Annotated in this window: 17 protein-coding genes; 7 read left to right on the forward strand and 10 right to left on the reverse strand. The window is 70.1% G+C overall.

What is annotated here, in order from left to right:
- Positions 1-186: 186 nt before the first annotated feature.
- The 6 genes from AC069H_RS37460 to AC069H_RS37485 all read right to left on the reverse strand — a co-directional run bounded on the left by AC069H_RS37460 (position 187) and on the right by AC069H_RS37485 (position 5,232).
- Positions 187-1,521, reverse strand: coding sequence for an MCE family protein (locus AC069H_RS37460; protein ID WP_478235481.1), 1,335 nt, complete (start codon positions 1,519-1,521; stop codon positions 187-189).
- A complete protein-coding gene (locus AC069H_RS37465) occupies positions 1,518-2,366 on the reverse strand; it encodes an MlaE family ABC transporter permease (RefSeq protein ID WP_340683278.1) in 849 nt (282 codons plus the stop codon). Before AC069H_RS37465 ends, AC069H_RS37460 begins: the two co-directional genes overlap by 4 nt.
- A gap of 1 nt (position 2,367) precedes the next feature.
- Positions 2,368-3,153, reverse strand: a complete 786-nt coding sequence (locus AC069H_RS37470) for an MlaE family ABC transporter permease (RefSeq protein WP_125675589.1) — start codon at positions 3,151-3,153, stop codon at positions 2,368-2,370.
- A 144-nt stretch (positions 3,154-3,297) separates the two neighbouring features.
- Positions 3,298-4,059 carry a glucose 1-dehydrogenase gene (locus AC069H_RS37475; protein WP_478228686.1) on the reverse strand — a complete coding sequence of 254 codons (762 nt, stop codon included), beginning with the start codon at positions 4,057-4,059 and terminating at the stop codon, positions 3,298-3,300.
- A gap of 25 nt (positions 4,060-4,084) precedes the next feature.
- Positions 4,085-4,969, reverse strand: a complete 885-nt coding sequence (locus tag AC069H_RS37480; protein WP_478235482.1) for a 3-oxoacyl-ACP reductase — start codon at positions 4,967-4,969, stop codon at positions 4,085-4,087.
- Positions 4,970-5,040: 71 nt separating this feature from the next.
- Positions 5,041-5,232, reverse strand: coding sequence for a ferredoxin (locus AC069H_RS37485; protein WP_478235483.1), 192 nt, complete (start codon positions 5,230-5,232; stop codon positions 5,041-5,043).
- 103 nt (positions 5,233-5,335) lie between these two features.
- Between AC069H_RS37485 and AC069H_RS37490 the strand changes: the two genes are divergently transcribed.
- From AC069H_RS37490 to AC069H_RS37505, 4 genes are all read left to right on the forward strand, one after another.
- Positions 5,336-6,517: an acyl-CoA dehydrogenase family protein gene (locus tag AC069H_RS37490; RefSeq protein WP_478235484.1), complete on the forward strand. Its 1,182-nt coding sequence runs from the start codon at positions 5,336-5,338 to the stop codon at positions 6,515-6,517.
- 9 nt (positions 6,518-6,526) lie between these two features.
- Positions 6,527-7,600, forward strand: coding sequence for an acyl-CoA dehydrogenase family protein (locus tag AC069H_RS37495; protein WP_478235485.1), 1,074 nt, complete (start codon positions 6,527-6,529; stop codon positions 7,598-7,600).
- Positions 7,597-9,108, forward strand: a complete 1,512-nt coding sequence (locus AC069H_RS37500; protein WP_478235486.1) for a long-chain-fatty-acid--CoA ligase — start codon at positions 7,597-7,599, stop codon at positions 9,106-9,108. The genes AC069H_RS37495 and AC069H_RS37500 overlap by 4 nt, the downstream gene beginning before the upstream one ends.
- A gap of 142 nt (positions 9,109-9,250) precedes the next feature.
- Entirely contained in the window at positions 9,251-10,348 is a 1,098-nt protein-coding gene (locus AC069H_RS37505) for an alpha/beta hydrolase family protein (protein ID WP_478235487.1), read from the forward strand.
- Here AC069H_RS37505 and AC069H_RS37510 read toward each other — a convergent pair.
- Entirely contained in the window at positions 10,300-10,905 is a 606-nt protein-coding gene (locus AC069H_RS37510) for a TetR/AcrR family transcriptional regulator (RefSeq protein ID WP_478235488.1), read from the reverse strand. The two genes, AC069H_RS37505 and AC069H_RS37510, sit on opposite strands and share 49 nt — an antisense overlap.
- A gap of 65 nt (positions 10,906-10,970) precedes the next feature.
- Between AC069H_RS37510 and AC069H_RS37515 the strand changes: the two genes are divergently transcribed.
- Complete coding sequence (locus AC069H_RS37515; RefSeq protein ID WP_478228694.1) at positions 10,971-11,396, forward strand: SgcJ/EcaC family oxidoreductase; 426 nt, start codon at positions 10,971-10,973, stop codon at positions 11,394-11,396.
- Between the two features lie 6 nt (positions 11,397-11,402).
- On the opposite strand, the gene AC069H_RS37520 is transcribed toward AC069H_RS37515, so the two are convergent.
- The 3 genes from AC069H_RS37520 to AC069H_RS37530 are packed head-to-tail and all read right to left on the reverse strand — an operon-like array spanning position 11,403 to position 16,174.
- Positions 11,403-14,096 carry a bifunctional acetate--CoA ligase family protein/GNAT family N-acetyltransferase gene (locus AC069H_RS37520; protein ID WP_478235489.1) on the reverse strand — a complete coding sequence of 898 codons (2,694 nt, stop codon included), beginning with the start codon at positions 14,094-14,096 and terminating at the stop codon, positions 11,403-11,405.
- Position 14,097: 1 nt separating this feature from the next.
- Entirely contained in the window at positions 14,098-15,270 is a 1,173-nt protein-coding gene (locus AC069H_RS37525) for an acetoin utilization protein AcuC (protein WP_478228696.1), read from the reverse strand.
- Between the two features lie 55 nt (positions 15,271-15,325).
- A complete protein-coding gene (locus AC069H_RS37530; protein ID WP_478228697.1) occupies positions 15,326-16,174 on the reverse strand; it encodes a sulfurtransferase in 849 nt (282 codons plus the stop codon).
- A gap of 108 nt (positions 16,175-16,282) precedes the next feature.
- Here AC069H_RS37530 and AC069H_RS37535 point away from each other — a divergent pair, with 108 nt between their 5' ends.
- Together AC069H_RS37535 and galK are read left to right on the forward strand one after the other, a co-directional pair.
- Positions 16,283-17,002 carry an iron-dependent transcriptional repressor DtxR gene (locus AC069H_RS37535; protein WP_378436529.1) on the forward strand — a complete coding sequence of 240 codons (720 nt, stop codon included), beginning with the start codon at positions 16,283-16,285 and terminating at the stop codon, positions 17,000-17,002.
- Positions 16,999-18,180, forward strand: a complete 1,182-nt coding sequence (gene galK / locus AC069H_RS37540) for a galactokinase (protein WP_478235490.1) — start codon at positions 16,999-17,001, stop codon at positions 18,178-18,180. The genes AC069H_RS37535 and galK overlap by 4 nt, the downstream gene beginning before the upstream one ends.
- The last annotated feature ends 48 nt before the right edge of the window (positions 18,181-18,228 follow it).

Below are 18,228 nucleotides of genomic sequence, written 5' to 3' on the forward strand. Positions count from 1 at the left end.
GGGGCGTGGGGAAAAAACGTCCAGACTTTCGTTCATTGAGACCCCCCCAACCCGGCAAAATTGTTCCGGGGGGGGTAGAGGGGGTGGGGGGTGGCGATTCGGGTTCCACCCCGAATCGCCACTCACGACCAGCTGTACCCACACGTGTCCGCAGGTTCGGCTCCGACCGCACCTTTCCTGCACAGCTCACCTGAGTTCCACCTCCGCCCCGCGGTACAGCGGCCCCACCAGCAGACTCCCCCAGTTCGGCACCTGATCCGGCGTCGTGCCCATCGCCGGCGACACGAGGAGGTCGATCAGCCGCTGCTCGTCCGGCGTGTTGATCACCGAACCGCCCGCGCTCCCGCCCGAAGGCACGGTCCCGTTCGAGGGCAGGGTGCCGTCGGGATCGCGCGGCGGCGCGGGTTTCGAGGACCCGTCGTCGATGGCGCCGTCCGGCGGGTACTGCGGCCAGCGGCCCGGCGGCGGCACCTGGGGGTAGCAGCGCGGGCCGCGTTTGTCGTTGTACTTCGGCTCGTCGACGCCGGGCAGGTACTTGCCCCGGCTCGGCGTGAACTCGATGGTCACCCGGCTGACCTCGGGATGCGCGGTCCCCTTGCCGAACGCGAGTTCCGCGCGGGGCACCGATTCGGCCAGCTGCTTGAGCAGGCACGGGTACTCCGGCGCGTACTTCGCGAAGACGTCCAAGGTGGGCTGGAGGTTGGTGGTGAGGCGGATCAGGTTGTCCTGATTCACTTTCAGGAAACTCGTCAGGTCGATCGAGGCCGCGGTCACCGTCGAATACACGTCGGCGAGTCCGCGCTGGCTCTCGACCAGGGTCTTGCTCGTGGTGGTCAGGTCCGAAAGCGCGGCCAGCAGATCCGGCGCGGCCTTGTCGTAGACGGCGGCGGCGTCGGCCAGCCCGGTGATGTCGGCCTTGAGGTCGGGCAGCGACGGGTTCACCTTGCCGAGATAGCCCGAAAGCCCCGCCAGCGTCGCGCCGAGCTGCTTGCCCTGACCGTCCAAAGCGGACGCGACGGCGTTGAGCGTGCTGGCCATCTTCTCCGGCTGGACGGCCTGCAGCAGCGGCATCACGTTGCCGAGCACGGTTTCCAGCTCGATCGCGCTACTGCTGCGGTCCTGCGGGATGACGTCGCCCTCGGCGATGTGCCGCTCCGGCTTGTTCGGTATCTGCAAAGCGACATACCGTTCGCCGAACAACGTCTTGGGCAGCAGCCGCGCGGACACGTTCGACGGGATGACCGACGTCTTGTCCGGTTGCAGCGCCAGTTCCATCGTCGCGCGATCGCCGTGCGCCTGGATCGTCCGGACCTCGCCGACGACCATCCCGCGCACCTTCACGTCCGCGCCCACGCGCATCTGGTTGCCGATGCGGTCGGTCTCCAGTTTCACCAGGGTCACGGTGGTGAAGGCCTTCTGGTAGAAGGCGATGGTGGTGACGAAGAACAGCACGACCACCACGAGGAAGATCAGCCCCAGCACCTGGTGCCGGAGCCGCTGCAGCAGAGTCCTCCTGTTCACCCGGAAATCCTCACCGTCGTCGTGGCGCCCCAGATCGCGAGGCTGAGGAAGAAGTCGAGGACCGAGATCAGCACGATCGACGTCCGCACCGCGCGCCCGACCGCGACGCCGACCCCGGCGGGCCCACCGCTGGCGGTGTAGCCGTAGTAGCAGTGCGACAGGATGACGAGCACGCTGAAGATGATCACCTTGAGGAACGACCAGAGCACGTCCTCGGGCGGCAGGAACAGCGTGAAGTAGTGGTCGTAGGTGCCCGACGACTGGCCGTAGAGCCAGATCGTGATCTGCCGCGAGGCGAGGTACGACGAAAGCAGGCCGACGGCGTAGAGCGGGATGACCGCGGTGACGCCGGCGATCACCCGCGTCGTCACCAGGTACGGCAGGCTCGGCACGCCCATCACTTCGAGCGCGTCGATCTCCTCGGAGATCTTCATCGCGCCGAGTTGCGCGGTGAACCCGCAGCCGACGGTGGCCGAAAGCGCCAGCCCGGCCGAAAGCGGCGCGACCTCGCGGGTGTTGAAGTACGCCGAGATGAACCCGGTGAGCGCGGCGGTGCCGAGCTGGTTCAGCGCGGAGTAGCCCTGCAGACCGACGATGAGACCGGTGAACAGCGTCATCCCGATCATCACGCCGAGCGTCCCGCCGATCACCGCGAGCGCGCCGGTGCCGAAGCTGACCTCGGTCAGCAGGCGGAAGATCTCGCGGCCGTAGCGCCGGATCGTGCGCGGGGTCCAGGCCAGCGCGCGGAAGTAGAACGACAGCTGGCCGCCGAAGCCTTCCAGCATCGCGCCGGGACGCGCGATGATTTCGAGCGTCCGGTCCGAAACAGCGGGTTCACCTGCCATGTCACATCGCCTTCGGCGGGACGATCCGCAGGTAGATCGCGGTCAGCACGACGTTGATCAGGAACAGCAGCAGGAACGTGATGACCACGGCCTGGTTCACCGCGTCGCCGACGCCCTTCGGCCCGCCCGCCGGGTTCAGCCCGCGGAACGCCGCGACCACCCCGGCGACGAAACCGTACAGGAGCGCCTTGATCTCGCTGATCCACAGATCCGGCACCTGGGCGAGCGCGTTGAAGCTGGCGAGGTACGCGCCGGGGGTGCCGCCCTGCATGACGACGTTGAAGAAGTAGCCGCCGAGCACACCGACGACGCTGACCAAACCGTTCAGCAGCACCGAAACCACGATCGCGGCGAGTACGCGGGGCACGATCAGGCGCTGGATCGGGTTGACCCCGAGTACCTCCATCGCGTCGATCTCTTCGCGGATCTTGCGGGCGCCGATGTCGGCGCAGACCGCGCTGCCGCCCGCGCCCGCCACGAGCAGCGCGGTGATCAGCGGGCTCGCCTGCTGCACGATCGCGAGCGCGCTGGCCGCGCCGGTGAACGACTGCGCGCCGATCTGCTGCGTCAGCGAGCCCAGCTGCAACGCGATGACGGCGCCGAACGGGATCGCCACCAGCGCCGTCGGCAGGATGGTGACACTGGCGAAGAACCAGCACTGCTGGATCCATTCGCGGAACTGGAACGGGCGTTTGAAGATCGCGCGCAGGACTTCCCACGACAGGGTCGCGAGCCTGCCGACCTGTGTGAGCGCACCCGTACCGGGGACGGACACCGTCGCTCCCACAGAACCTCCCAGTCGCCTGCCCCGAGTCTTACTCCACCTGTCAACGCCCCAGTGCGTTAGCGGTGTTCACTTTGCTCTCGGCACCTCCGCGTCAGTCCATCCATGCCCCCACCACCACCCTCAACGGAGGCGCTTCGCGCCCGATCAAAATCTGAGAGCATGCGTGGCCGTGGCGCCGCCGTCCGCGACGAACTCCGCGCCCGTGCTGTACGAACTTTCGTCACTGGCCAGGAACAGCACGAGTTTCGCGATGTCCTCCGGCTGCCCGACGCGGCCGAGGGCGACCTTCTTGCCCACCCACGACATGTCGACTTTCTGCCCGCCCGCGGCGGCCGCGACCATCGGGGTGTCGATCGCGCCGGGATGGACCGAATTGACCCGGATGTTCTTCGCGCCGAGTTCGAGCGCGGCGACCTTGGTCATCCCGCGGATCGCGAACTTGCTCGCGGTGTAGGCGACGAGGAACGGCATTCCGGCGAGCCCTTCGACTGAGGACACGTTGACGATGGAGCCGCCTCCGGCCCCGGTCATCGGTTCAACGACCGAACGCATCCCGAGAAACGCGCCGATCTGGTTGACCCGGATGACGCGTTCGTAGTCGGCGAGCGTGGTCTTGCCGAGTTCCGAGAAGTGCAGGATGCCCGCGTTGTTGACCAGTACGGTCGGCGGGCCGAACTCCGAGACGGTGCGCTCGATCGCGGCGTCCCATTCGGCCTCGTCCCCGACGTCGAGATGCTGGTAGACGGCGGACTCACCGAGATCGGCGGCCAGCTTCTTGCCATCGAGGTCGTTGATGTCGGCGATCACCACGCGCGCGCCCTCGGCGACGAACAGCCGCGCGGCCGCCTCGCCCTGCCCGCGGGCGCCGCCGGTGATCAGCGCTACCTTGTGATCGAGCCTGCCCATCGTCATCCACACCTGTTCCTGTTGTTCACGGCAGCGACATGATCTCGGACGCGGAGAACATCCGCTCCGGGTCGCGGTCGGCGAAGTAGCCGCCCACGCTGGTGGCGAGTTCGTCGGCGGTCCAGGTGCCGTTGACGGTGTCGAACCGCTGTTCCACCGACGGCGGCCGCATCAGCGCGACCATCCCGCCGTAGACGAGGAACACCTGGCCGTTGACCCGATCGGCCTCGGGCGAGCAGAGGAACGACACGAACGGTGCGACGTGGTCGACCGAAAGCGGGTCGATCCCTTCCGGCGCGTCGGCTCCGAAGACCGCTTCGGTCATCGCCGTCCGGGCGCGCGGGCAGATCGCGTTGGCGCGGACGCCGTAGCGGGAAAGACCGCGTGCGGTGGAGACGGTGAGCGCGGCGATGCCCGCCTTGGCCGCGCCATAGTTCGGCTGGCCAGGGGCGCCGAGCAGGAACGACTCCGACGCGGTGTTGACCACCCGGCCGTACACCGGCGCGCCGTCCACTTTGGACTTGTCGCGCCAGTACGCCCCGGCGTTGCGCGAAAGCAGGAAATGCCCGCGAAGGTGGACCCGGAGCACGGTGTCCCATTCGTCGTCGGACATCGAGAACAGCATCCGGTCGCGCAGCACGCCCGCGTTGTTGACCAGGACGTGCAGCCCGCCGAAGTGGTCGACGGCGGCGGTGAGCAGCGCGTCCGCGGTCGCGGACTCCGACACGTCGCCGGTGACCGCGACGGCCTTGCCGCCCTCGGCCTCGATCTCGTCGGCCACCGCCCGCGCCGCGGCCGACACGTCGTTGACCACCACCGACGCTCCCGCGGCGGCCAGCGCCAGCGCCTCGGCCCGGCCGAGTCCCGCGCCGGCCCCGGTCACGATGGCCGTCCTGCCGTCCAAACTCACTCCGGGCCTCCTTGCCTCTCCGCACACATTAGAATCTGTTCTTGCTCGATGCAAGCAGCAAATAGACGGTGTTAACCACGTATGAGCAGGGCATTTTTCGGACAGCTCGCCACAGCCTGAGTAACACGTTCTACTTGATTCTGTGGAACTTCGGCCGACGCGAGGACAAGTTCCTCGTCGTCGTCGAGATCGAAGACCTCGGGCACGAAGCCGACACAGATCGCGTTCGCCTCGCAGAGCGAGCGATCGACGTCGATCTCCATATTCCCTCCTCGCCGCCATACCTGGTACAACTAGAACAGGTTCTACCCTACCGCTGCGAGCGGCCATGGCACCAGTAACGAGCACCGACGGCAGAGGTGACGGATGCGGATCGACTACACGCCGGAGCAGCGGGCGCTGGCGGCGGAACTCAGGGAGTACTTCGCCGGGCTGATGACCCCCGAACGCCGTGAAGCTCTGGCCGGTGACGGCGGCGAGTACGGCAACGGCCTGGTGTACAAGGAAATCGTCCGGGACCTCGGCGGTGCGGGCTGGCTCGCGATCGGCTGGCCCCGCGAGTACGGCGGGCAGGACCGGCCGATGCTCGATCAGCTCATCTTCACCGATGAGGCGGCCGCGGCGGGGGTGCCCGTCCCGTTCCTCACGGTGAACACCGTCGGGCCGACGATCATGCGCTACGGCACCGAAGAACAGAAGGCGTTCTACCTGCCGAAGATCGCCGCCGGCGAGCTGCACTTCGCGATCGGCTACTCCGAGCCGGGCGCGGGCACCGACCTGGCGTCACTGCGCACCCGCGCGGTCCGCGACGGCGACGACTACGTCATCAACGGCCAGAAGATGTGGACAAGCCTGATCGAGTACGCCGACTACGTCTGGCTGGCCGCCCGCACCGACCCCGACGCCCGCAGGCACAAGGGCCTGAGCATGCTGATCGTGCCGACCTCGGCCCCCGGTTTCTCCTGGACGAAGGTGCACACGGTCGCCGGTCCTGGCACGAGCGCGACCTACTACGACGACGTGCGCGTCCCGGTGACCTCCCGGGTCGCCGGGGAGAACGAGGGCTGGCCGCTCATCACGAACCAGCTCAACCACGAACGTGTCGCGCTGACCTCGGCCGCCCCGATCCAGACGTCGCTGCGCGAGGTGCGGAGCTGGGCGCAGACCACGAAACTGCCCGACGGCTCGCGCGTCATCGACCAGCCGTGGGTGCGGCTGCACCTGGCGCGGATCCACACGCACGCCGAATACCTGAAGCTGCGGAACTGGCGGATCGCCTGGGCGGCCACTAGCAGCGAGCTCGGCCCGGCGGAGGCGTCGGCGACGAAGGTCTTCGGCACGGAGTTCGCGACCGAGGCGTACCGGCTGATGATGGAGATCCTCGGCGCGGGCGCCGTCGTCCGCGAGGGCTCCCCCGGTGCCCAGCTGCGCGGCCGGATCGAACGGCTGCACCGGTCTTCGCTGATCCTCACCTTCGGCGGCGGAACCAACGAGATCCAGCGGGACATGATCGCCGCGACCGCCCTCGGCCTGCCCGTCACGCGCTAGGAGACACCCATGGACTTCACGCTCACCGAAGCGCAGCAGGATCTCGCTTCGCTCACGCGCCGGATCCTGACGGACAAGGTCACCCCCGACGTGCTGGGGCCGCACGGTTCCGGCGGCTTCGACGCTCCACTGTGGACTTCACTGGCCCAGGCCGGGGTGCTCGACGCCGCGTTGCCGCAGTCGGTCGGCGGTGGCGGATTCGGGCTGCTGGAGCAGTGTTCCGTGCTGGCCGAGATCGGCCGCGCGGTCGCGCCCGTGCCCTATCTGACGTCGGTCGTCCTGGGCGCCGCCGCCGTTGCCGAATTCGGCGACGGACGGCTCGCGGAGCGCTGGGTCGTCCCGGTCTTGCGCGGTGACCACGTCCTCGCGGTCGCGCTGCCGGACTACGGCGTGCCGTGCGGGTTCACCGCCGAGGCCGACGGCGACGGCTGGCGGCTGACCGGCGCGCAGACCGCGGTGCCGTCGGGCGCGTTCGCGCACGGGTTCCTCGTCGAAGCCGCCATCGACGGCGGCCGTCAGGTGTTCCTGCTCGACCGGGACGCCGTGACGGTCTCGCCGCAGCGGACCGTCGACCACGCCGACGCGGCACTCGTCGAGCTGTCCGGCGCGAAGGCCGCCACATCCTTGGGCGACATCGGCGAATGGCTGCGACTGCGGGGCACGGTCGGCGTCTGCGCGCAGCAGCTCGGCGTGGTCGAACGGGCGCTGGAGCTGACCGCGGCGTACGCGCGGGAGCGCAAGCAGTTCGGCCATCTCATCGGGAGTTTCCAGGCGGTGCGGCAGCGGCTCGCCGACGCCTACGTCGACGTCGAAGCCGTCCGGCTGACGTTGTGGCAGGCCGCCTGGCGGCTCAGCGAACGGTTACCGGCGGCCGAAGAGGTCGCGACGGCGAAGTTCTGGACGGCCGAGGCCGGGCATCGCGTCGCGCACACCGCCGTGCACGTCCACGGCGGGGTCGGCATCGACGTCGACCACACACTGCATCGCTACTTCGTCGCGGCGAAACGGCTCGAGTTCACCCTGGGCGGAGCGACCACGCAGCTGCGGGGCCTCGGCGACCTGCTGGCCGCGGACCCGGCATGACCCCCACGGTCACGGAACTCCTGCTCGCGCGGGCAGAGGACCGCTCGACCGGCCTGCTGTTCGAAGACCGGCGCTGGACGTGGGCCGAGCACATCCGGGCCTGCGCCGGGCACGCCGCCGCGCTCACCGCGATCCTGCGGCCCGGCGGGCACTTCGGGCTGCTGGCGGACAACGTTCCCGAGTTCTCGTTCCTGCTCGGCGGGGCGGCGCTCTCGGGACACGTGCTGGTCGGCCTGAACCCCACGCGCCGGGGCGCGGCACTGGCCCGTGACGTCGCACTGGCCGACTGCGAGGTGGTGTTCGCCGAGGAAAAGTACCTTCCGCTGCTGCCCGACGCCGGTGTGCCGGTGCTGCCGCTGAGCGAGCTGGGGCCGGCGCGAGAAGCTTTCGAGCCCGTGGCCGCGAAGCCGGAAGACCTGCTCATGCTGATCTTCACGTCCGGCACCAGCGGTGACCCGAAGGCCGTCCGGTGCACGCACGGCAAGATCGCCTACCCCGGCGAGATGCTGGCCACCAGGTTCGGTCTGTCCACACAGGACACCGTGTACGTGTCGATGCCGATGTTCCACTCCAACGCCATCATGGCGGGCTGGTCGGTCGGGCTCGCCGCTGGCGCGGGGATCGCGATGCGGCGGCGGTTCTCGGCCTCCGGTTTCCTGCCGGACATCCGGAAGTTCGGGGCGACATACGCCAACTACGTCGGCAAGCCACTGTCCTATGTGCTCACCACTCCCGAACGGGACGACGACGCCGACAACCCGCTGAAACTGGTCTACGGCAACGAAGGCGCGGAAGCCGACCTCGCCGCCTTCGGCACGCGATTCGGCTGCCACGTGGTCGACGCCTTCGGTTCGACCGAGGGCGGAGTGAACTTCGGAAGGGACGCCTCCACCCCGCCCGGTTCGCTCGGCCGCCTGCTCGACGGCGTCGCCGTCCTCGACCCGGAGACCGGAAAACCCTGTCCCCCGGCGGAGTTCGATGAAGGCGGAAGGCTACTCAACGCCGCCGAGGCGGTGGGCGAACTGGTCAACACCGGTGGCCCGGGCTTCTTCGCCGGTTACTACGGCGATCCGGCGGCCGAGGCCGAGCGGATGCGCGACGGGATGTACCACACCGGTGACCTGGCGTACCTGGACGCGGACGGCTACTGCTACTTCGCGGGACGGCTCGGCGACTGGCTGCGCGTCGACGGCGAAAACCTCGGCACCGCCCCGATCGAACGCGCGCTCCTGCGACATCCCGCCGTCAGCGAGGCCGCCGTGTACGGCGTGCCGGATCCGCGGGTGGGTGACCAGGTGATGGCCGCCCTGGTCTGCCGGTCGCCGATCGACGCCGACGAGCTCGCCGCTTTCGTTGTCGCGCAAGGCGATCTGGGACCGAAGCAGCGGCCCCGGTTCATCCGGACGCTCGCCGAACTGCCCAGGACGGCGACGCACAAGGTGCTCAAACGGGAACTGGCGGCGGAAGGTTCCCGAGCGGCGTGGGAGCTGCGCTACCCCCGCGTTTAGTCCTCTGAACGCGATAGTTCGCGCTGACAACTACCGCATTCAGAGGACTAAACGCGGCAGTGAGCCCCGGGGCTGATCCCAGGGTCGGCACCGGTGATCTTCCCGATGCCCCGGCACCCGCCCGCTGCCTACGTTCGGTGCCATGAAACGAACAACGCGCCGGATCGGCGTACTGGCGACCACTCTCGCCCTGCCCGCCGTCCTCCTCGCGCCGCCCGCGTCGGCGGCGCCCGTCCGCTTGAGCCTTCCCGCGCCGACAGGTCCGTACGCCGTCGGCAGCACCGACCTCCATCTCGTCGATCACTCCCGCCAAGACCCGTGGGTTCCCGGTGCGACAAGGGAATTGATGGTCACCGTGCGGTACCCGGCCTTGCCGAGCGGAAAGCCGAAAGCGCCGTACATGGCGCCAGGTGTCGCGAAGGTGGTGGCCGAGGGCGACGCCGTCAAGCTGGGCATGACGGCGGACCAGCTCGACTACCGCTTCCCCACCCACTCCCGGATCGGCGCGCCCGCGATCGGTGGCAAGCGGCCCGTCGTGCTGTATTCGCCCGGCGGCACCCTGTCGCGTTCGCACGGCACCACCCACCAGGAACAGCTCGCGAGCGAAGGCTACGTCGTCGTGGCCATCGACCACACCCACGAAGCGGAAGCGGTGGAGTTCCCCGGCGGCCGTGTCGAGAAGAAGGCCTTGCCGCCGTCGAGCATCGAGGTGTCGAAACGCGTGATCGACACTCGCGTCCGTGACACGCGCTTCGTCCTCGACTCGCTCGGACTGACCGAGGCCGGCATGTTCGGCCACTCCGCCGGCGGGTTCACCGCGGGCGAGACGATGGTGAGCGACCGGCGCGTCGTCGCCGGAGCGGATCTGGACGGCAGCATGGCCCACTCGCAGTCGCAGCGGATCTTCGGCCGCGTCGCCGACGAGGGACTGGACCGGCCGTTCCTGCTGATGAGCGCCGGTGACCACAGCGCCGCGTCGGACGCGTCCTGGCAGGAGTTCCTCCGCAACCAGCGTGGCTGGACCCGCGAGGTGCGGTTGCCGGACGGGGAGCATTTCAGTTTCACCGACTACCAGACGCTGTTGCCGCAACTGGGCAACGCCCCGGCCGCCTTCGTCGGCACCATCGATCCGGCGCGGAGCGTCGCCACGCAGCGCGCTCAGCTCTCGGCGTTCTTCGGCAAGACCCTGCGTCACCGAAGCAGCGCCGTGACCAAGGTGTCCTTGAGCCAGGCTTCGTAGTCGTCGTGACTCCACCCGGCCTCGGCGACGAGGCTGGTGTGGACGTCGGCGCTCATCAGGGCCACGGCGATGTCCGCGGCCCTGGGTACCACGGCGCGCCCGCTCTCTCGGACGCGGCCGACGACCATCTCGACGCCGAGCCGGTTACGCCGGGCACCTTCCGCCTGTGTCGCGGCGATGTCCGGATCGACGGCCGCACCGGAGCCGAGGATCGTGACGATGTCGCCACAGCGTTCCCGGACCTGGCGGGCGACCGTGGCCAGGAGGCCGAGCAACGCGACCGGATCCTCGGTCCGCTGCGCCTCGGCGACGAGGTCGGGGATCCCGGCCTCGTCGTCGAGGAGGTCGACGAGCCCGCCGAGGACACCGGCCTTCGAACCGAAGTGGGCGTAGATGGTCTGCGGGGACACCCCCGCTTCCTGGGCGATGAGGCGGATCGGTGTCCGCGCGTACCCGCGCTCGGCGAAGAGGCCGCGGGCCGCCGTCAGGATCGTGCGCAGCGTCAGCGCCTCACGACGGTCGCGCAACCGGACGATGCCGGGCAGGTCCGCGGGCATGTATGCTCCTCGAAAATTTGGAACGTTGTTCTAACCAATAGATCGATGTTCTGGAAAGGATAGCGATGACCACCGAGGAGATCATCACCGCGCTGGAACGCGCCTGGAACGCGGGCGACGGCGAGGCGTGGGCCGCGAACTTCGCCGAGGACGCGGATTTCGTCGACGTCCTCGGCCGCATCCAGCGCGGCCGCGCGACGATCGCACGCGAGAGCCAGAACATCTTCGACACCATCTACCGGGGCAGCACGCTGCGGATCCGCCAGGTGTCGAGCCGTCCGCTCGGCGGCGGGTTCGATCTCGTGCACACCGCCACCACGCTGACCATCCCCGCCGGTCCCCTGGCCGGGGAAGCACGGGCGGTGCAGACGAAACTCGTCCACGACGGGCGGATCGTCGCGTTCCACAACACGATCCGTGGCGATATCGCGGCGTTCACCGGCCACGACGCGGATCTCGCGGCCCGCTCGCCCCAGGAGTGGGATTCCTGACGGGGCTCAGGCAGGGGCGTTGATCGGCCGCAGCCGTCGCGGTCCCGTGTCGGGCCGGGACGGCGGCGGGCCCAGCACGATCCGCGCGTTGGCGACGAAGGCGCCGTCCGGCGAGGCGAGGATCGGGTCGAGCGTCATCGAGCGGACCTCGGGGTTGTCCTCGGCGAGCGCCGCGACGCGCAGCACGATGTCCTGGAGCGCGGCCAGATCCGCCGGTTCGTCGCCGCGGTACCCGGTCAGCAGCGGCGAAGTCCGCGGTTCGCGCAGCAGCGTGGCGGCGTCGACGTCGGTGAGCGGGACCGCACGGTAGGCCCTGTCCCCCAGCAGCGTGCTGACCAGCCCGGAGAGACCGAACGACACGAGCGTGCCGAACGACGGATCGTCCTGCAGCCCGACCACGCACGAAATGCCCTTGGGCGCCATCCGCTGGACGTAGACCTCGTCGTCATGGGAGATCTCGCGCAGATCGGCGTACGCCCGGCGTACTCCGTCCACAGAGGACAGATCGAGCCGCACGCCCGCGAGGTCCGGCCTGCCGCGCAGCCGCTCGTCGACGGCCTTGAGGGCGACCGGGAAACCCAGCTCCTCGGCCGCTTTCACCGCCTCGTCCGCGGACGAGGCGACCTGGAACGGGACCACGTCGATGCCGTAGCAGCCCAGGAGCCGGACCACGTCGTCATCGGAGAGCAGCGTCGTTTTGCCCTCCTCGGCCGCCAGCAGTTCGCTGACGATCACCTGCGCCTGCTCGGCGTGCAGGCCCACGGGCCGCACCAGGTTCCCCTGCGGCCGCTGCCGCCAGGCGGCGTAGCGCACGACTCGCGCGAGCGCGTTCACCGCACGTTCGGGGCTGGGGTAAGACGGGACCGAACCCCGCGTCGGCACCCCGTCCTCGGACAGCACGGCCAGCTCGTCCGGCACCCCCTCGACGGCGAGGAAGGTCGACACGATCGGCTTGTTCTTGTCCATCTCGACGACGACCTCCCGCAGCGCGCGGGCGTACGCGGTGCCCGGGATCGCGAGCGGCGGCACGAAGACCACGACGAGCGCGTCGGTCTCCGGCGAGTTGAGCGCCTCACGCACGGCCGCGGCGAATTCCTCCGGGCTCGCCTGCGGCCCGACGTCGACCGGATCGGCGGCCAGCCGGAGGCCGTGCGCCCGCGCGGTGTCGGCGGCGAGCAGCCCGATCGCGCTGGAGTTGCCCACGATCGCGACCCGTGGGCCGGCGGGCAGCGGCTGATGCGCGAAGACCAGCGCGGTGTCGAAGAGCTGCGCGAGCGTGTCGACACGGACGACACCCGCCTGTTCGAACAGGGCCTGGACGCTGGACTCGTCGACCTCCGCCGACGTCGCGGCGAGCTGCGGACGGACCGCGTGCCTGCCGGATTTCACCGCCACCACCGGTTTCGTCCGCGCCAGCCGCCGCGCGAGCCGCGCGAACTTACGCGGGTTGCCGAACGATTCCAGGTACAGCAGGACGAGGTCGGTCGCCGGATCGGTCTCCCAGTACTGGAGCAGGTCGTTGCCGGAGACATCGGCCCGGTTCCCCGCCGAGACGAACGTCGACAGCCCGAGACCTCGCGCCTCGGCGTCGGCGAGGATGGCGGTGCCCAGCGCGCCGGACTGGCAGAAGAACCCGGTGCGGCCGCGCGCGGGCAGACGGGGCGCGAGGGTGGCGTTGAGCCGGACCGACGCGTCGGTGTTGAGCACACCCAGGGCGTTCGGGCCGACGACCCGCATCCCGTGCGCCCTGGCCTCCCCGACCAGCCTCAGCTCGGCGTGCAGCCCGTGCGGCCCGGCCTCGGCGAACCCGCCCGAGACGATCAGGAGGGTCTTGACCCCCTTGGCCAGCGCACCGTCCAAAACGGACTCGACGGCCTCGGCGGGCACGGCGACCAGCGCGAGGTCGACGTCCTCGGGGATGTCCACGACGGACGGATAGGCACGGACGCCGCGGACGGACTTGTGCTCGGGGTTGACCGGGTAGACGGTGCCGGCGAAATCGGCGCTGAGGAGGTTGGTGAGGGCGACGTAGCCGATCTTCGTCGGATCGGTGGACGCGCCGATCACCGCGACCGACTTCGGGTGCAGCAGATTGTGCACGCTGCGCGCCTCGGCGGCCTGCTCCCGGGAACGGGCGACGGCGAGCGACTCCTCGGTCGGGTCGATGTCGAACTCCAGGTGCAGCACGCCTTCCTCGATCTCGCGGCTGACCTGGTAGCCCGCGTCGCGGAAAACGCGGACCATCGCCGCGTTCTCGGCGAGCACCTCGGCGACGAAGCGGCGAAGTCCGCATTCCGAGGCGGCGGCGGCCAGATGTTCCAGCAGGATCGACCCGAGCCCGCGGCCCTGGTGGGCGTCGTCGACGACGAACGCGACCTCGGCCGACGGCCCGTGTTCGAGCCGTTCGTACCGGCCGACCGCGACGATGTCGTCGCCCAGCAGCGCGACGAAGGCGACCCTGTCGTGGTGGTCGACGACGGAGAACCGTTCGAGGTCGCGCTGCGGGATCCGCGGATAGGCGCCGAAGTACCGGAAGTACCGGGTGCGTTCGGACAGCCTGCCGTGGAAGGCGACGAGCCCGTCGGCGTCGCTGGGGATCACCGGACGGAGATGCACCGTGCCGCCGTCGGAGAGCAGGACGTCGGCCTCCCACTCGCGCGGGTAGTCGTACGGGTCGCGTTTGGTGTCCTCACTGGCCATGTCAGTCCCTCGGATCGTCCGGATCGAGTCCGTGCAGCGGGAAGATCGCGCGGCGGGTGTCACGGATGGCGATGTCGACCGGCTCGTCCTCTCCGTCTCCCCACGGGACGAACACGGTCTCGCGGCCGTCGGACATGCCTGCCGGGAGCTCGGCTTGCGGCGCCGCCCTGGAGATCGACGCGACCCAGTTCGGCGGCAGCGCCGTCGCCGGGTCGACGTCGCGCCCGAGCACGGTGGCGAGCAGATGGGTCCAGGAGCGCGGCACCACCCGGATCAGCTGGTAACCACCGCCGCCCACGGCGAGCCAACGGCCACCGGCGTGTGCTTCGGACAGTTCGCGCAGCCGCCGGTAGATGGCGCGATGGCCGTCCACCGACAGCGAGAGGTCCGCCAGCGGGTCCTCCTCGTGCGAGTCGACGCCGCACTGGGTGACGAGGATCTGCGGCCGGAACTGTTCCAGCAGCGACGGCACCACCGCCTCGAACGCCCGCAGCCAGCCGGTGTCGCGGGTGCCGGGCGGCAGCGGGAGGTTGACCGCGGTGCCCTCGGCCCCGCCCTTGCCGATCTCCGCCGAGTACCCCGTTCCCGGCCACAACGTGAAGGGGTGCTGGTGCAGGGAAACGGTCAGCACGCGCGGATCGTCGTAGAAGGCCGTCTGCACGCCGTCGCCGTGGTGCACGTCGGTGTCGACGTAGGCGACGCGGTCGAAACCGTGGTCGAGCAGCCACGAGATCGCCACCGAACAGTCGTTGTAGACGCAGAAACCCGACGCCTTGCCCGGCATCGCGTGGTGCAGCCCGCCGGCGATGTTGACCGCCCGCGTCGCCTCACCCTCGGCGATCTTCCGCGCGGCCAGCAGCGTCGAGCCCACGACCAGCGCGGAAGCCTCGTGCATCCCGGTGAACACCGGGTTGTCCTCGGTGCCGAGCCCGTGCGCGAAGTCGGCACCGGTCATCGGCGCCTGCCGGACGGCCTCGATGTATTCGGCCAGGTGCACGCGGCACAGCTCGTCTTCGCCCGCCGGGCCGGGGACGAGCAGGTCGACCCCGTCGAGCACGCCGAGCTCGGTGGCGAGCCGGATCGTCAGTTCGAGCCGCACCGGATTGAACGGATGCTCGCCGCCGAGGTCGTAGCCCAGCAGCGAGGAGTCCCATACGACGGCCGGTGCTCGCATGGTCCGAACTCTAGTGCCCGGACGCGGCTCGTGCGTCGTTCCGGACGCCCGCGGGTCAGCCGGGCAGATCTCCGGTGGCCACCGGGCGCCCCGGATCGCGCGACCAGTGCGACCACGAACCCGCGTACAACGCCGCGGGCTCCGGGTGACCGGCGACCTCGAGCGCGAGCACGACGGACGAGGCGGTGACGCCCGATCCACAGTAGACACCGACCGGGGTCCCCGGGGTCACGCCGAGACCTTCGAACCGCTCGGCCAGTTCCGAGGCGTCGCGCCAGCGCCCGTCCTCCCCGAGATGCCCGGAGAAGGGCGCGTTGACCGCGCCGGGGATGTGCCCGGCGCGCGGGTCGATCGGCTCGGTCTCCCCCGCGTACCTCGGCCTCGCCCGCGCGTCGAAGAGCAAGCCGTCCCTGGCGAGCGTGGCCGCCTCGTCCGCCTCCAGCACCGGCATGCCGCCGGGCTTCACGACGATGTCCCCCTCCTCGGGCGAAGGGGCCTCGGCGGTGACGGGGCGCTCCTCCTCGGTCCAGGCCGCGAACCCGCCGTCCAGCACGGCGACCTCGGCGTGCCCGGCCCAGCGCAGCAGCCACCACGCCCTGGCCGCGACCGAACCGTCGGCGTCGTCGTAGACCACGACCGGATGACCGGCGCGGACCCCGGCCGCCCGCAGATGCCGCTGAAGCGTCTCCGGTTCCGGAAGCGGGTGACGGCCGCCGTCGCCCGGCTCCCCGGCGAGCGCCGTGTCGAGGTCGACGTACACCGCGCCCGGGAGATGCGCCTCACGGTAGGAATCGGCGCCGGGCGGGCCGGCGAGCCGCCAGCGGACGTCGAGCACTACGGAGCGTGCCGATTCCGGCCCGGACAGCTGCGCGGCGAGTTCGCTGGTGGTGATCATGGGGCGCATGGGCCCATCTTTCCGTGCCGCACGGCTCCCTGCCCAGCTTGGGGGACTTTTCCCGCCTCGGTGCTTGTTCTCCCCACGCCTGCGTCGCTGTCAGTGCCAGCGACTACGATGAGCAACGCGGACGAAGGGGACAGCGTGAACGATCTCATCGACACCACAGAGATGTACTTGCGTACCATCTACGAGCTCGAAGAAGAAGGTGTCGTCCCGCTGCGGGCCCGGATCGCGGAGCGGCTGCAGCAGAGCGGCCCGACCGTGAGCCAGACCGTCGCCAGGATGGAGCGCGACGGACTGGTCGTCGTCGCGGACGACAGGCATCTGCAGCTGACCGAGCACGGTCGCGAACTCGCCATCGCGGTCATGCGCAAGCACCGGCTGGCCGAGCGCCTCCTGGTCGACGTCATCGGCCTGGAGTGGGAGCACGTCCACAACGAGGCCTGCCGCTGGGAACACGTGATGAGCGAGGCCGTCGAGCGCAAGCTGGTCAAGCTGCTCGACCACCCCACCACGTCGCCCTACGGCAACCCGATCCCGGGGCTCGACAAGCTCGGCGACGGCGATCCCGCTCCACCCGCCGAAGCCGACCTCGTGCGGCTCGACGAGTTCGCCCGCATGGGCGGCGGCGAGGTCGAGATCCGCCGCATCGCCGAGCACGTCCAGCTGGACGAGACGCTGATGACGGAGCTCAAGTCGGTCGGCATCGTGCCCGGCAGCCGGGTCAAGGTCGGCAAGACGGCGCCCGGCGGCACCATCGAGGTCACCGGCGGGAGCAACACCGCGCAGGTGCCCGTGTCGGCGCTGCACGCCGTGCTGGCGCAGGCCAGGTGAGCGCCGCGTCCGACGCCGCGGAGACCTTCCTGGCCCTCCACGGCCGGGCTCCGTCCGGGGTCTGGTCCGCGCCGGGCCGGGTGAATCTGATCGGTGAGCACACCGACTACAACGACGGTTTCGTGCTGCCGTTCGCCCTGCCGCACCGGCTCGCCGCCGCGGCGACGCCGCGCGAGGACGGTGTGCTGACCGTGGCCACCCTCGGCTCGGACGGCCGGGTCCAGGAATCCGGCCCGCTGACCGTCGCCGACCTGCGGCCCGGCTCGGTCGAGGGGTGGGCCGCGTATCCGGCGGGGGTCGCGTGGGTCCTGCGTGACCAGGGCCTCGGCGCCGGCGCGGACGTGGCGATCGCGGGGAACGTGCCGTCGGGGGCGGGCTTGTCCTCCTCCCACGCGCTCGAATGCGCTGTCGCGCTCGCCCTGCTGGGGCTGGCGGGCACCATTCCGGGCACCGGCGGGGGTTCGCCGAGCCTGCACGAAGTGGCCCGCTGGGTGCAGCGTTCGGAGAACGACTTCGTCGGGGCGCCGACCGGTCTGCTCGACCAGACCGCTTCCCTGTGCTGCACGGAATCGAACGTGCTGTTCCTCGACGTCCGCTCCGGCGAGATGGAACAGGTGCCGTTCCCGCTGGAGGAATCGGGCGTCCGGATCCTGATCATGGACACCCGCACGAAGCATTCGCACGCCGAGGGCGGCTACGGCGAACGCCGCCGGGGCTGTGAGCGTGCCGCGGAACTGCTCGAGGTGAAGGCGCTGAGGGATATCAGCGTCGATGGGCTGGACGCCGCGCTCGGCAGGCTGCCGGACGACCTCGTACCGCTGGTGCGCCACGTGGTGACCGAGAACCAGCGCGTCCTCGACACCGTGGACCTGCTGCGGGCGGGCCGCATCACCGAGATCGGTCCGCACCTGGACGCCTCGCATGTGAGCATGCGCGACGACTACCGGATCTCCACCCGTGAACTCGACCTCGCCGTCGATTCGGCCCGCGAAGCCGGGGCCCTCGGCGCGCGGATGACCGGCGGCGGCTTCGGGGGTTCCGCGATCGCGCTGGTCCGCGAGTCCGATGTGGACACCGTCGGGCGAGCGGTGAAGGCCGCGTACGAAGCGGCGGATCTGCGCCACCCCAGGCTGTTCACCGCCGTGCCATCGCGTGGCGCGGGCCGCGACGAGCTCTAGCGCGGGTTCGGCCCCGCTTTGGCGTGATTCGCGTGTCCAGGCACGGGA

The sequence above is a fragment of the Amycolatopsis sp. NPDC043887 genome (genome assembly GCF_056435665.1).